We start from the raw sequence: 12,843 nt of genomic DNA, 5'->3' as shown, positions 1-12,843 counted from the left end.
CTTAACCGACAATGCCCGGCAGCACGTCGACCAAGTCGCGCAGCGAAACGATCGAACGATGCGGCACGCCGGGGTCCGGCGCCGACTTGCCGGCGGGGTTGACCCAGACGCCATGGACGCCGAGCCTTGCGGGCGCGGCAATTTCCCATTCGAAGTTGTCGCCGATCATCCCCGCGACCGCCTCGTCGAGACGCGCTTCCTCCGGCGCAAGATGCTCGCCGCAAACCTTTCTCCAGCAGGCGTTAACATCGAAGCCGTGCTCGTAAGCGATAATAGTATCGTCCATGTCGATTAGCAGCGCTTTGGGCTGCGGCAGCCGTTCGTTCATCTTGTCCTCCCGGTTACGGTTCGATTCGTTTGGAAAACAGCAGCGCGCGTTTCTCGAATTGCAGATGCTCGTAGAACAAGTGCGCCTGTTCGCGATGGAAGCCGGAGTCGAGCTCGATGCGGCGGCAGCCTTCCCGAGCGGCAACGGCGGTCAGTTCGTCGAGCAGTCCTTTGCCGATGCCGCGACCGCGGCAGGCTTCATCGACGACAAGCGTCGTCACGTAGCCGACGAACGATTGCTGCCAGAAGCTGTTTTTGACGACGAGGCTGCCGAAGCCGACGACTCGGCCGGTCCCGTCTTCTGCACAAATCATATGGTCGCTGTCCGAGGATAAGCAGCGGCTATAGACGCTGCCCGTTTCCGCAAGATGGAGCGGTTGATGCGGCCATAACTGCCGGAGCAGCCCGAAGACGGCTGCAAGATCTTCCGCCAACGCCTTGCGATAGACGATCTCCATCGTTCTTCCCACCTTCACCTTTCATTTCATTTGTTTCACGGCTTCCCGCAAATCCCGTAAAAAAACAGATGCACCAACCCTTCCAGCAGCTCGTCCATATGGTCGGAAGCCTGCGCGATTTCGAGCAGGGTCTCGTATTGGCCCATGTACAGCCGCATCATCGTCAACACGCTTTCGACGGAAACGGCAGCGGAAATTTCGCCGCTTGCCTTGCCTTCTTCGATGATGCGCACCGTAAGCGGAATCGCCCGCTCCTTGTACAACATGTCGATGTAGTCGCGCAGCTCCGGGTCCTGGCCGACCAACTGGCGGATCATGCCGGGAGGAAAATCGTGGTACGTCGTTTTCTCCAGCGACAGGATGTGGGCGATTTTCTCCTTGACCGTGTGGCCGTCATTCAAAAACGCTTCGAATTCGGCGACTGCCTGATCAATATAGCCTTTGAATACGTCGCGGACCAGCGCTTCCTTGCTCCCGAAATAATTGTAGATCGTCACCTGCGAAACCCCGGCGTTTTTGGCGATATCGGCGATCCGCATCCCGGCCGGATCCGATATGCGCATCATCTCGAGCGTTGTCGCCCGAATCTTCTCTTTGATGCGCAGCGCGCGTTTTTCGAAACCGTTCATCGCGGCCTCCTGCAATTTTTATGAAATATTTACACGCCAATAGTTCATAAAATGATTGACGCCTTGTTGGCATAGGTATATTATAACATATGAAATATGGTCGTCATAAGAGTTCATTTCTTTATGCGGAGGTGCCGGGATGTTGATCGTCGACCGTCTTACGAAAACATTTTCCAGCGGCAAAGGCATTTTCGACGTGTCGTTCGCGGTGAACAAAGGGGAAGTATTCGGTTTCCTCGGGCCGAACGGGGCCGGCAAGTCGACCACGATCCGCCACATCATGGGATTCATGCGGCCGGATCGCGGGCAGGTGAGCATAGGCGGTCTGGATACGTGGAAGGAGCAGGGGAAAGTCCAGGCCTACGTCGGATACTTGCCGGGGGAAATTGCCTTCTTCGACGGCATGACCGGCAAGTCGTTTCTCGGCTTCATGGCCGCGATGCAAGGAGTGAAGGACCGCACGAAGATGAAGCGGCTGGTCGAGCGGCTGCAGTTCGACGCCGGCACGCCGATCCGCAAAATGTCCAAAGGTATGAAACAGAAGGTCGGCATCGTTGCCGCCTTCATGCACGACCCGGAAGTGGTCATCCTCGACGAACCGACCTCGGGGCTCGACCCGCTGATGCAGAAGGTGTTCATCGACATCGTGCTTGAAGAGAAGGCCAAAGGAACGACGTTTCTTATGTCGTCGCACAGCTTTCCGGAGATCGAACGCACGTGCGACCGCGCGGCAATCATCAAGGACGGCGTCATCGTCGCCGTCAAGGACATACACGAGCTGCAGCAGATGCAGCGCAAGCTGTTCGAGGTGACGTTCTACCGCGAGCAGGACGCCGCGGCATTCGCGCGCGCCGGGCTGCAAGTCGAGTCGCAGGCGGGCAATCGGGTCAAGGTTGCGATCCAGGGCAATTACGACCAGTTCGTTCGCGAGGCGGCACGCTTCGACGTGCACAGCATCGATCAAACGACGCAAAATCTGGAGGACGTCTTCATGAACTATTATGACCGGAAGGAGACGGTCCGATGAACGCCACGCTGTACAGGCAAATGATGAGCGTCTATTTGAAAGGTTTCCTCAATTATGCGTTCGGTTCGGCCTTTTACATCCTGCTCATGTTGTGGCTGTATCCCGGCATCGCGGACAATGTGAAAGCGATCGACGATATCGTGAATTCGATGCCGGCGGGAGTCGGCCGGGCGTTCGGGCTGAACGGCTACGGCACGGCGGAAGCGTTTATTTCGGGGGAATATTACGGACTGATTCTTGTGCTGATCCTTGCGATCGTCTGCGTGCAGCTGTCGACGCAGCTGATGGCGAAGCTGGTCGATCAGGGCTCGATGGCGTATTTGCTGTCCACCCGTACGACGCGGGCCAAAGTTGCCGTTTCGCAGGCGGCGGTGCTCGCCTCCGGTTTGCTGCTCATCTTCGCGGTGACGATTGCCGCCGGCGCGCTCGGGAAAATGTGGTTCCTCGGCGACAAATTTCCGTTCGACATGGGGCGATTCCTGGTGATGAACGCGGCGGCGTTTCTGCTGTTTTTTGCGGTGGGCGGCATTTCGTTTCTGGTGTCGTCGCTTGCGAACGACGAGAAGAAGGCGATGGGTGTTTCCGGGGCGATCACGTTCGGCTTCTTCAGCCTCGACCTTCTAGGTAAGCTGAGCGACAAGCTCGACTGGCTGCGCGACGTGTCGATTTTTGCGCTGTACCGGCCGGGAGAAATCGTGAACGGGACCGCACATCTGGCGCTGCCGTTCGTTGCGCTTGCCGCGATCGGGCTCGCTTCGTTTGCGCTGGCCGTCGCGCTGTTCCGCCGCAGAGATTTGCCGCTTTAACCTCCGACACAACGAGAAGAAGCCGGGTGTAGACACGTTCTACATCCGGCATATTTCTTTCGGGCAATTTTCGCAGCTGCATACATCGCGCAAGTAGGCGATATTTTTCACCGTGATCGTGCCGTCCTGCAGCGAAATGACGTTGTCCTTCCTCATGTCGCCCAGCATCCGGTTGACGCTTTCGCGGGTGGTGCCGATCATGTCGGCCATTTCGCCGTTGGTGATTTTGCAGTCGATCCGCACGGCGTCGCCTTCGGGCACGCCGTACGTGTTGCTCAGGCGAATCAGCAGCGAACAAAGCGCGCCCGGTTTGCCGAACATGAGCAGGTCGCGGAATTTGGACTGCGTCATCCGGTGCATGAGCCCCATCCATTTCATAAATTCGATCGCCAGATCTCCATGCTGCCAGAGCAGCACTTCCAGGTCCTTCTGCTGGATGACGCCGATTTCGCTGTCCTCGATCACTTCGGCGGTAAAAATTTGCGCGGAATTGCGGAACGGATCGATCTGCCCGAACAAGTCTCCGGCCTTGTGGATATACAGGGTCAGGGTGCGGCCGTTGTCCACCGTTTTGGAGATGCGCACCTGGCCTTTTTTGACATAATACAGTTTGTCCGCCGTATCTTCTTCCCAATACAATCGGGTTCCCGCCTTGGCCGATTTGGCATACATGACGCTGTAGAGCCGCTCCATATTATCCTCCGAAAAAAATGCAGCAATTCCCGTCTGTACCGCTTCGCTATTTGCGTTCGTCACGTTCAGCCGCCCCCTTGCGTTTCCTTGTTTCTATCTTAGTGGAAGGCAGGTCGTTTTCCTATCGGGGAATGACCTGAATTTGCGGGAGGGAATTCCCTGTCGCGCTGTGATAAATGTCACAGCCGGCCGCGGAAGCGCGCGCTTACAATGGGGGAAGGAAAGGAGGCGATCGACGTGATCACATGCCAGGAATGCGGCAAAATGAACGGCAGCGGCCAAATTGGCACCAGTTGGATTTGCGAGGACTGCAAAGTCGAGCAAACGAATTCGCGCGAGCAGTCGGATCCGGAACACGCCCCTGCGCCCGCAAGCGACGACACTGTCCAATAAATCCGACTATATGCCAACTCCGCCTGTCAATGCCCGCCGAGCGGGCTTTTTTTGTTTGGTGTGATTAAAATTACATCGCCGGCGCGCCGGACGGCGTACAGTAGGGAGACAATGAACCTGGAAGGAGAGACGGTTATGATGACAGGCCTCATTCTGGCGGGGGAACCGGACAAACGAATGGGAGGAAGGAGGGAGTCGCTGCTGCCGTTCGGCGGCGAACCGCTGCTGGCCAGGCAAGTCCGGGAAATGCGCCGCGTCTGCGCCGAAGTGGTGATCGCGGCGGACAACCCGCGCCCGTATTTGCGCATCGTTGACGCGGACGTGCGGATCATCAGCGACTATTACTCTGGCAAAGGGGCGATCGGCGGCATGCATGCGGGCTTCAGCCTGGCGCGGCACGACGCGGTATGGGTCGTCGGCTGCGGCATGCCGTTCCTGTCGGCCGCCGCGGCCGAACTGCTGTGCGGATTGAAGGAAGCGGGCGCCGACGCCGCGGTGCCGGTGATCGGCGGCAAACCTTCGCCGCTGCACGCCGTTTACGACAAACGCTGCTCCAGCCAGGCGCTCGAAGCGATCGAGCGCGGGGAGCGGCGGGCGGAAGGGCTGCTGCGCGCGCTGAACTGGACACCGGTCGATGAGTCGTTGTTTGTCGCCGCCGGCATCGAGCCGCACTTCGTCGCCGCGATCGGCAGCTACGCCCGTTACACCGCCATGGCGCAGGCGCTGGAAACCGATAAGTTCGAGTTCAAAAAGCCGGCTTTTCAGCACCGAGAAGGTTGCGAGAACCTGAAGAAGGAGTAGCGGAGTTTAGGCAAAACCCGATATAGGGAGTTTAGCTTGCTAAACTCTCCCCGCTAACGAAATGAGCAACGGACTTCGAGGGTGAACGCAAGATTCGACGTCGAATATGCTTCCTGAAATACTTCGTGATCAAAAGTCGGCTTTTTGAACAACCGAATCTGTGACGGAACGATGACGGTTTGCCGGCAAGTGTTGCCGATCCGGCTTTAGTGTGAAGCAGATCACAGCGGCGCGGGCGGCCGGTTCGATAGGATAGCTATGCAAGCAAGAGATCGTTAGGTGAGGAGGACGGCGAATGGACAAGCGGGAGCAGAAGCGGCAGCACGCGGAGGAACGGGAGCGCGGCGGCGAACCCGCCTTGAAAGGAACGTTCGTCAGCGTCATGCTGCTGGGGGCGTTCCTGATCGCGAGCTGGGTGGCGGTATTCGTGTTGTTCGCGACGCGTCAATAAGGAAGGGGGAACTCGAAAATGCATATGCAGCGGTTGGAAAAAATTTGGCTCGCGTTCGGCGTAGCCATGCTGGCCGTCTTTTTGCTTGTCATCGGCGTGTCGGCATTCGCCTTGGGCGCTCAGCCGCCGAGCGAGCATCATCACATGATCGACCCGACGAAAGTGAACGAAACGGCGCCGTTCGATCAACCCGGCGTCCGGCAAGTGGCAAAGGACGAATACGAGGCGGTGATCGTGGCCTGGACGTTCGCTTATACGGCCGGCACCGGCGAAGACGCGAACGTGGTTCGGGTGCCGGCCGGCTCCACGGTCCATTTCACCGTCACCAGCCAGGATGTCGTGCACGGCTTCGAAATTCCCGGCACGAACGTCAACTTTATGGTCGAGCCCGGACAAGTGAGCCAGGCGTCGCACAAGTTTACGAAAAAAGGCGAATACCTCATCCTGTGCAACGAATACTGCGGCGCCGCTCACGAGCTGATGATGATGAAGCTGATCGTGACGTAACGGGACCGGCGAGGTAAAAATCCCTGTTTTCGAACGTAGAGAGAGGAAGATGGCGATGACGGAGCTTGGCAACGAACGGCGGTTCGACGCACAGGACGGAAAGCTTGTGCTCGCTTACATCCTGTTCGCGTACTTTGCGCTGACGCTCGGCGGCGTTGCGGGGCTGCTGCAAAGCGTCGTGCGCGGAGGCATGTACACGCTGCCCGGCGGCATCGGCTACTACCAGCTGCTGACGGCGCATGGCGTGCTGATGGCGATTGTGTTTACCACCTATTTTATTATCGGCTTCCTGTATTCCGGCGTCTCGCACCAGATGGGCGGCAAGCTGCTGCCGACCGTGCGCGGCATGGGCTGGTGCGGCTTCGCCCTGATGACCGGCGGCGGGCTGCTTGTGCTGGCGATGATCTTGCTGAACCGGGCGAGCGTGCTGTATACGTTTTATGCGCCGATGAAGGCGGATCCCGTGTTTTACATCGGGCTTGCATTCGTTGTGATCGGCAGCTGGATCAGCGGGGCCGGCATCTTCTATCAATACCGGTACTGGCGGCATACGCACCGCGGTCGGGTATCGCCGCTGTTCGGCTTTATGGCCGTCGTTACGATGCTGCTGTGGCAAATCGCCACTATCGGCGTCGCCATCGAGGTGGTTGTGCAGCTGATCCCGTGGTCGCTCGGCTGGACGGAAACGATCAATGTGGTGCTGAGCCGCACGCTGTTCTGGTATTTTGGCCATCCGCTCGTTTATTTCTGGCTGCTGCCGACTTATATTTGCTGGTATGTCATCATTCCGAAGCTGATCGGCGGCAAGCTGTTCAGCGATGCGCTGGCGCGGCTGTCGTTTATGCTGCTGCTGCTGTTTTCGATTCCCGTCGGTTTCCATCACCAGCTGATGGAGCCGGGCATCAGTCCGCTGTGGAAATACATCCAGGTCGTGCTGACGTTTATGGTTGTCGTGCCGTCGCTGATGACCGCGTTTTCGCTGTTTGCGACGTTCGAGCGCGCCGGTCGGGCCAAAGGAACCACCGGCCTGTTCGGCTGGCTGAAGGTGCTGCCGTGGCGCGACGTCCGCTTTTTCGCTCCGTTCATGGGCATGCTCGTCTTCATTCCGGCCGGCGCGGGCGGCATCATCAACGCCAGCAACCAGATGAACGCCGTTGTGCACAATACGCTGTGGGTGACGGGCCACTTTCATTTGACGGTGGCGACCAGTGTGGCGCTGACGTTTTTCGGCATTACGTATTGGCTGCTGCCGGTCGTCACCGGCCGTGTGCTGACGCCGGCGATCAACCGCCTCGGCATCGTGCAGACGCTGCTCTGGTGCGTGGGCATGCTGTTCATGTCGGGCTCGATGCATATCGTCGGCTTGTTCGGGTCGCCGCGACGCACGGCGTATACGACGTACCAGGATCACCCGGATGCCGTCATGTGGATGCCGTACCATGTGGCGATGGCGATCGGCGGCATCATCTTGTTCGCGGCGCTGCTGATGATGATCTATAATGTGGTCGCGCTGTTCCGGCTGCCGCAGGGCGAAACGGAATACCCGATCGCCGAGGCGGAGGAGTCCGAGCAAACGACGCCGCGTTTCCTTGAGCGGTGGGGGATGTGGATCGCGATTTCGGTGATTCTGATCTTGTTCGCGTACACGATTCCGATTATGGACATGATCGGACCGATGCATCCGGGAGCGCCGGGCGTGCGCACGTGGTAAGCTGCTTCAACAAAAAGGACCTCGACCTCCACCAGGCAGTGGAAGGCGAGGTCCTTTCGTGCAGCAAGGGAACGTTACTTCGTCTTGCTCAGCAGCCACGTATAAATGGCCGGGTTGCCGTACGCTTCGTCCCAGCCGCCGTGTCCCGTCTGCTGGTACACCGTAAACATCGGCGACGGATCGGGCGTCACCTTGCTGTTGACCATCAGCTTCAAAATCGCTTCCGTCCCTTCCCGGCCGACAGTCGGGTCGTCCGCATTATTGAATGTCCACATCGGAACCCGGTTCAACCGGAACACGTTCGTGTCGTTGATGAACGGCTGGTTGACGATTTCGATGTTGTTTTTGCCGGCGACAGGAATGACCGCCGCCACTTTTTCGGGATGCTCGTCGGCATAGTAGAACGCGCCGCCGCCGCCTACGCTGAGGCCCGTCACGTAAATGCGCTGCGGATCGATCGGGTACCGCTTCATCGCATCCTGCACGAATTCGTCGACGAATCCCGCCGTGTACCAGTGGTCGTTCACCCGTTTTTGCGGCGAAATGACGATGAACGGCAGTTCCTGTCCTTGCGCGATCAGCATCGGCGGACCATGCAATTTGACCGCGTTCAGATTGTGCGACGCGTCGAACGACTCGCCCTGGCCGTGCAGGAACAGGAGCAGCGGGTACTTGGCGTTCGGGTCGCGATAAGCGCTCTCCGGTTCATACGCCAGGTAGTGGAACGTGGCGCCCATCACCGCGGAAGCGACAGCGATGTCTTTCTGCTTCACCTGCAGCGTGTTCGTGGCGCTATATACTGTGCCGAGCGAAGTCGTTTCGCCGACCCAATACGTGTAGTACGTCGCATTCTCCGGCAGCGCGGCGATCGCGCGCACGAGCTCGCTGCCGGAGCTTCCGGCCGTTACGGCGATCGTGCCGTTCTTCACGAGCGCGCCGCCGGTCGCTCCTTGCGCCGCCGCTTTTACCGCCGCTGCGGTCGGAGTGCCCTGCGAGGCGTTATACACGACATAGTAGATGTTGCCGGCTTGCGCCAGGCTCGCATGCAGCTCCAGCGACGACGCGCCGCCCGTTACATACCCGCCGGCCGGCGCCGCTGTCGCGGTCAGCGAGGCGACGTTCGACAGCGCGGAGACATTGCCGACCTCGTCGATCGTTTTCAGCGCAAAATAATACGTCGTGCCCGGCTGCAGCCCGCCCACCGTCATCGTTTGGCCGGAGCCGGCCGCCAGCGGCGCCGGTTCGCCGAACGCTTCGGCGGCGCTGTCCCAGTTGGCGGCCGTGATGGCCGACGTGCTGAAGCGCACGTCGTACGCCGCCGCCGTTCCGCTGCCGCCGTCGTCGCCCGGCGCGGTCCAGGACAGCTGCGCCTTGAGCAGGCCGGCGTTCGCCGCGCTCAGACCCGAAACGGCAGCCGGCGCAGTATTGTCCGCCGTGCCGGTCGTTGCTGCGCTCGCCGCGTTCGAGACCGGGCCCGCATTGCCGGCTTCGTCGATCGCCTTGACCGCGACATAATACGTCGTGCCCGGTTTGAGGCCGGCGACGGTCAACGCTTCGGCGCCCCCGCGCGGCTGCGGAATGACCCAGATGTCCGCCTTGCTTGCCGCGTTCCAGTTCGCGTCCGTTATGGCGGCCGTGCTGTAGCGCACTTCATAGGCGGAGACCGCGCCCCAGGGGCCGGTCATGCCCGGCAGCGCGATATCGTCGTCGCCCGGCGCCGTAAAGGTCAGCCGCACACTGGATGCGCCGAGCGCGGAAACGGCCGCGTTCGTAATCGCGTTCGGGGCGATCGTATCGGTCAGCGCCGTCAGCCGCGGCGTGTGGATGATTTCCTTCGACTGGCTGGCGCTCGACCAGCTCGTTTGCAGGAAGCTGCTGCCGCTCGCGCCGTAATATTCCGCCCGGACTTCGTATGCCTGGTTCGCCGTCAGCGCGATCGTGCCCGATTGCTCCGTTGCGGTCGGACTGCTCCACGTGTCGACGAGAAGCTGCCGGTTCACCCACAGGCGCACGCCGTCGTTTGCCGACGTTTTGGCATAAAAGGTATACGTCTGCGAATACTGCGGCGTCACTTGGCCGGTAACCCGGCTGCCGAATGTATTGTAATCCGATACGATCAAATCCCACGGATGGAACTGGAACGAGCCGAGCGCCACGCGGCCCTTGAACGCCGTCAGCCCGGTATCGTCGTACGATTCGGCGACAAGCCCGGCGGAAGCGCCGGCGCTGTCCCAGTTCGTCATCGTGGCGACGGAATCGGACAGGCCGGAGGAGTTGTTCGCTTCGTCCTTCGCCTCGACGGTGAAGCTGTACAATTTGCCCGGCTTCAGCCCCGTGACCGTCAACGTTTCCTGTTGACCGGCCGGCTTGGGCACCAGCGACTGGGCGTAAACCGGCGCCCCGGTCCACGTATCCTTGCCCAGCTTCGTCATCGTCGGGTAAAAGTCGCTGTAGCGCACCTCGTAGCTGGTCGCCTGCCCGGTGTTGCCGTCGTCCCCGGTGGCGGTCCATTTGAGCGTAATGGTGGTGCCCGTTTGCGAATCGACGGAGAGGCTCGTAATTGGCGCGGGCGCGGTCGTATCGGCGGCGGCTGCCGTCGTCGTGGCGCTGGCCACGTTCGACAGCGCCGACACGTTCGGCACTTCATCGCTCGTCTTCATCGCAAAATAGTACGTCGTGCTCGCCGCAAGCCCGCTCACGGTCTTCGACTGCGATGTGCCCGCCGCCGCAGGAGCCGGTTCGCCGCTGACCGGCGTGGCGCCGGCCCAGTTGGCGTCGGTGATCGTCGCCGAGCTGTAGCGGATGTCGTACGAAGCCGCCGTGCCGGCGGCGCCGTCATCGCCCGGCGCGGTCCACGTCAGCGTCACGGACGACGAAGTCGGGCTGCCCGCCGCCAGGTTCGCGACGGCGGCCGGCGCCGTTGTGTCCGGCGTTGCCGTCGTTGCGGCGCTGGCCACGTTCGACAGCGCCGACACGTTCGGCACTTCATCGCTCGTTTTCATCGCAAAATAGTACGTCGAGTTTGCCGCAAGGCCGCTCACCGTCTTCGATTGCGACGTGCCTGCCGCCGCAGGAGCCGGTTCGCCGCTGATCGGCGTGGCGCCGGCCCAGTTGGCGTCGGTGATCGTCGCCGTGCTGTAGCGGATGTCGTACGAAGCCGCCGTGCCGGCGGTGCCGTCATCGCCCGGCGCGGTCCACGTCAGCGTTACGGACGACGAGGTCGGGCTGCCCGCCGCCAGGTTCGCGACGGCGGCCGGGGCCGTTGTGTCGCCGCCGCCTGTTGTCGCCGCGCTCGCCACGTTCGACAACGCCGACGTGTTGGCGCTCGTCGTCGTTGGGTTGGAATAATTCAAATCGCTCGCTTTCAGCGCGAAGTAATATGTGGTGCCTGCCGCAAGCCCGCCAATCGTCATGGATTGGCTCGTGCCGGCTTCGGTCGGCGTCGGTTCGCCGGTTGCCTGAGTGGCGCCGGCCCAGTTCGCGTCCGTGATCGGCGACGTGCTGTAGCGAATGTCGTAGCTGTTGGCGAAGCCGACCGGGTCGTCGTCGTTGCCCGGCGCCGTCCAGGCGAGCTGCACGGACGATGCCGTCGCGCCGCCGGCCGTCAGGTTCGTCACCGCGCCAGGCGGAGTCGTATCCAGCGCTGCGCCGGAGCCGACGAGCTGGATCTCCGACAGCTTGGCATCGCCGCTCGGCGACGTCAGCGCGAAGCGGAAGTCGGACCCGATCTTGTTGACGGTATGGGTCAACCAGCCCGGCGTTCCCGTGAGCGTATCGGTGTACAGCAGGCTCCATTGCCCGGGACGTCCGGCATAAACGGACAGGGTGCCGGTGCCGCCGGTCGTATACACCTTGATTTGGTTCACCGACACGATATTGTTGTACAGATAGCCAAAATTGACGTTCATGCTCGCCGGATAGCCGGTCGGGTCCCACGTGGTCGCCGTATTGCCGTCGATCAGCTTCGTCAGGTCGCCGCCGCCCGCCTCGCTGACCAGTTTCGACGCATCGAGCGTCATGCCCCAGGCGGCGTTCGTTTTTTTGCTGCCGACGTTGGACAGGCCGGATTCGTTGCCCGCTTCATCTTTCGTTTTCATGGCAAAATAGTACGTCGTGTTCGGCGTCAAACCGCGTACGATTTTGATTTGCGTCGTGCCGGCTGCGGCTGGCACGGGCACGGTCGCCACCGGCGTGGCGCTCGCCCAGTTGGCGCTTGTGATCGTCGCCGTGCTGTAGCGGATGTCGTACGATTGCGCCGTGCCGGTGCTGCCGTCGTCGCCCGGCGCCGTCCAGATCAGCTTCAGCGACGTCGACGAGCAGTGCCAGAAATCGCACGTTGCCGGGTCGCTGTCGTTATCGTCCTGATCGACGGTTACATTCGTTACCGCCGCCGGCGGCGTCGTATCCCCGTCGGCGCGCACCAACGCTGCGGGCCCCCATGCGCCCGCCAGCAGCGATAACGCGAATAACCCGCTTGTCACACAAGCGGTAAGTCGGGTTTGCCATCTTCTCATTACGGTCCAACTCCTCTCGTCGCGAACGTATTGCCGTGTCCATTCGAATTAGAAAGCAGCTTCCGGAAGCAGCGTGCAGCATCTTCGTCAGCCTTTTCCGTCGCCTCCTTTGTCGCAGCCGCAGCCGCTTGTTTCGCCGGGGTGGAGCGCAAGGCGCGCGTCCGCCGAAAACAAAAAACGCCGCCGACAAACCCCTCATGCGGAATTGTTAGCAGCGTTTTCCAAAACCTGGCGTACTTCTATCATCTCGCACCGCATTGCGTCCGGCAATGTCACAATCATATCTTTCGTTATCCTTCGATACCTTGTTCCGCCGGACAAACCGCCCCGATAGATCGTAATATAGTAGCTACACTTTCGACACAACACTTCTATAAATCATTCGCTCGCTGCTTGGCGAAGTGTACCTTTGTCAAGAAAGTAGACACACAATTTAAGCGATCTGCTGTTGCTCGTAGTACCTTTTTTCGCATAAATGCGGGGTGAGGTAACCAATTGACGAATGGATGCGAGTGCGATTGTAATC

At 60.5% G+C, this 12,843-nt stretch carries 12 protein-coding genes; 7 read left to right on the top strand and 5 right to left on the bottom strand.

Annotated elements, in window-relative coordinates; translation table 11 throughout:
- Position 1 precedes the first annotated feature (1 nt).
- Genes EXY20_RS34150 through EXY20_RS34140 form a run of 3 tightly spaced genes read right to left on the bottom strand, consistent with a single transcriptional unit; the run spans position 2 to position 1,414 of the window.
- On the bottom strand, positions 2-328 hold the full coding sequence (locus EXY20_RS34150) for an HAD family hydrolase (protein ID WP_135556916.1): 327 nt from the start codon (positions 326-328) through the stop codon (positions 2-4).
- A gap of 13 nt (positions 329-341) precedes the next feature.
- The gene (locus EXY20_RS34145) at positions 342-785 is read right to left on the bottom strand and encodes a GNAT family N-acetyltransferase (RefSeq protein ID WP_135556915.1); all 444 of its coding nucleotides are present in this window, start codon (positions 783-785) and stop codon (positions 342-344) included.
- Positions 786-820: 35 nt separating this feature from the next.
- On the bottom strand, positions 821-1,414 hold the full coding sequence (locus EXY20_RS34140; RefSeq protein ID WP_135556914.1) for a TetR/AcrR family transcriptional regulator: 594 nt from the start codon (positions 1,412-1,414) through the stop codon (positions 821-823).
- Between the two features lie 139 nt (positions 1,415-1,553).
- Here EXY20_RS34140 and EXY20_RS34135 point away from each other — a divergent pair, with 139 nt between their 5' ends.
- The gene (locus EXY20_RS34135) at positions 1,554-2,441 is read left to right on the top strand and encodes an ABC transporter ATP-binding protein (RefSeq protein ID WP_135556913.1); all 888 of its coding nucleotides are present in this window, start codon (positions 1,554-1,556) and stop codon (positions 2,439-2,441) included.
- Positions 2,438-3,247, top strand: coding sequence for an ABC transporter permease subunit (locus EXY20_RS34130; RefSeq protein ID WP_135556912.1), 810 nt, complete (start codon positions 2,438-2,440; stop codon positions 3,245-3,247). Before EXY20_RS34135 ends, EXY20_RS34130 begins: the two co-directional genes overlap by 4 nt.
- Before the next feature lie 39 nt (positions 3,248-3,286).
- Here EXY20_RS34130 and EXY20_RS34125 read toward each other — a convergent pair whose 3' ends face one another.
- Positions 3,287-4,003 (bottom strand): Crp/Fnr family transcriptional regulator, encoded by a 717-nt coding sequence (locus EXY20_RS34125; RefSeq protein ID WP_407944950.1) that lies wholly within the window; start codon positions 4,001-4,003, stop codon positions 3,287-3,289.
- A 174-nt stretch (positions 4,004-4,177) separates the two neighbouring features.
- Between EXY20_RS34125 and EXY20_RS39345 the strand changes: the two genes are divergently transcribed.
- The 5 genes from EXY20_RS39345 (at position 4,178) to EXY20_RS34105 (ending at position 7,803) form a co-directional block, all read left to right on the top strand.
- A complete protein-coding gene (locus EXY20_RS39345) occupies positions 4,178-4,333 on the top strand; it encodes a hypothetical protein (protein ID WP_167859720.1) in 156 nt (51 codons plus the stop codon).
- Between the two features lie 135 nt (positions 4,334-4,468).
- Positions 4,469-5,134 (top strand): molybdenum cofactor guanylyltransferase, encoded by a 666-nt coding sequence (gene mobA, locus EXY20_RS34120; RefSeq protein WP_167859719.1) that lies wholly within the window; start codon positions 4,469-4,471, stop codon positions 5,132-5,134.
- Positions 5,135-5,429: 295 nt separating this feature from the next.
- Complete coding sequence (locus EXY20_RS34115; RefSeq protein ID WP_135556910.1) at positions 5,430-5,585, top strand: cytochrome c oxidase subunit 2A; 156 nt, start codon at positions 5,430-5,432, stop codon at positions 5,583-5,585.
- Positions 5,586-5,603: 18 nt separating this feature from the next.
- Positions 5,604-6,092, top strand: a complete 489-nt coding sequence (locus tag EXY20_RS34110) for a cytochrome c oxidase subunit II (protein ID WP_135556909.1) — start codon at positions 5,604-5,606, stop codon at positions 6,090-6,092.
- A gap of 49 nt (positions 6,093-6,141) precedes the next feature.
- Positions 6,142-7,803, top strand: coding sequence for a b(o/a)3-type cytochrome-c oxidase subunit 1 (locus tag EXY20_RS34105; RefSeq protein ID WP_135556908.1), 1,662 nt, complete (start codon positions 6,142-6,144; stop codon positions 7,801-7,803).
- A gap of 74 nt (positions 7,804-7,877) precedes the next feature.
- On the opposite strand, the gene EXY20_RS34100 is transcribed toward EXY20_RS34105, so the two are convergent.
- A complete protein-coding gene (locus tag EXY20_RS34100) occupies positions 7,878-12,317 on the bottom strand; it encodes an alpha/beta fold hydrolase (RefSeq protein ID WP_135556907.1) in 4,440 nt (1,479 codons plus the stop codon).
- Positions 12,318-12,843: the final 526 nt, after the last annotated feature.

This window comes from Paenibacillus cymbidii (assembly GCF_004764705.1).
In the GTDB taxonomy this organism is placed as follows: Bacteria; Bacillota; Bacilli; order Paenibacillales; family NBRC-103111; genus Paenibacillus_AN; species Paenibacillus_AN cymbidii.
This window is presented reverse-complemented; position numbering and strand designations above follow the sequence as displayed.

What these genes read in the sequence shown, in the direction of transcription:
- EXY20_RS34100 (WP_135556907.1), bottom strand. Translation starts at nt 12,317, where the DNA reads ATGAGAAGATGGCAAACCCGACTTACCGCTTGTGTGACAAGCGGGTTA.
- mobA (WP_167859719.1), top strand. Translation starts at nt 4,469, where the DNA reads ATGATGACAGGCCTCATTCTGGCGGGGGAACCGGACAAACGAATGGGA.
- EXY20_RS34115 (WP_135556910.1), top strand. Translation starts at nt 5,430, where the DNA reads ATGGACAAGCGGGAGCAGAAGCGGCAGCACGCGGAGGAACGGGAGCGC.
- EXY20_RS34150 (WP_135556916.1), bottom strand. Translation starts at nt 328, where the DNA reads ATGAACGAACGGCTGCCGCAGCCCAAAGCGCTGCTAATCGACATGGAC.
- EXY20_RS34135 (WP_135556913.1), top strand. Translation starts at nt 1,554, where the DNA reads ATGTTGATCGTCGACCGTCTTACGAAAACATTTTCCAGCGGCAAAGGC.
- EXY20_RS34110 (WP_135556909.1), top strand. Translation starts at nt 5,604, where the DNA reads ATGCATATGCAGCGGTTGGAAAAAATTTGGCTCGCGTTCGGCGTAGCC.
- EXY20_RS34105 (WP_135556908.1), top strand. Translation starts at nt 6,142, where the DNA reads ATGGCGATGACGGAGCTTGGCAACGAACGGCGGTTCGACGCACAGGAC.
- EXY20_RS34140 (WP_135556914.1), bottom strand. Translation starts at nt 1,414, where the DNA reads ATGAACGGTTTCGAAAAACGCGCGCTGCGCATCAAAGAGAAGATTCGG.
- EXY20_RS34145 (WP_135556915.1), bottom strand. Translation starts at nt 785, where the DNA reads ATGGAGATCGTCTATCGCAAGGCGTTGGCGGAAGATCTTGCAGCCGTC.
- EXY20_RS34130 (WP_135556912.1), top strand. Translation starts at nt 2,438, where the DNA reads ATGAACGCCACGCTGTACAGGCAAATGATGAGCGTCTATTTGAAAGGT.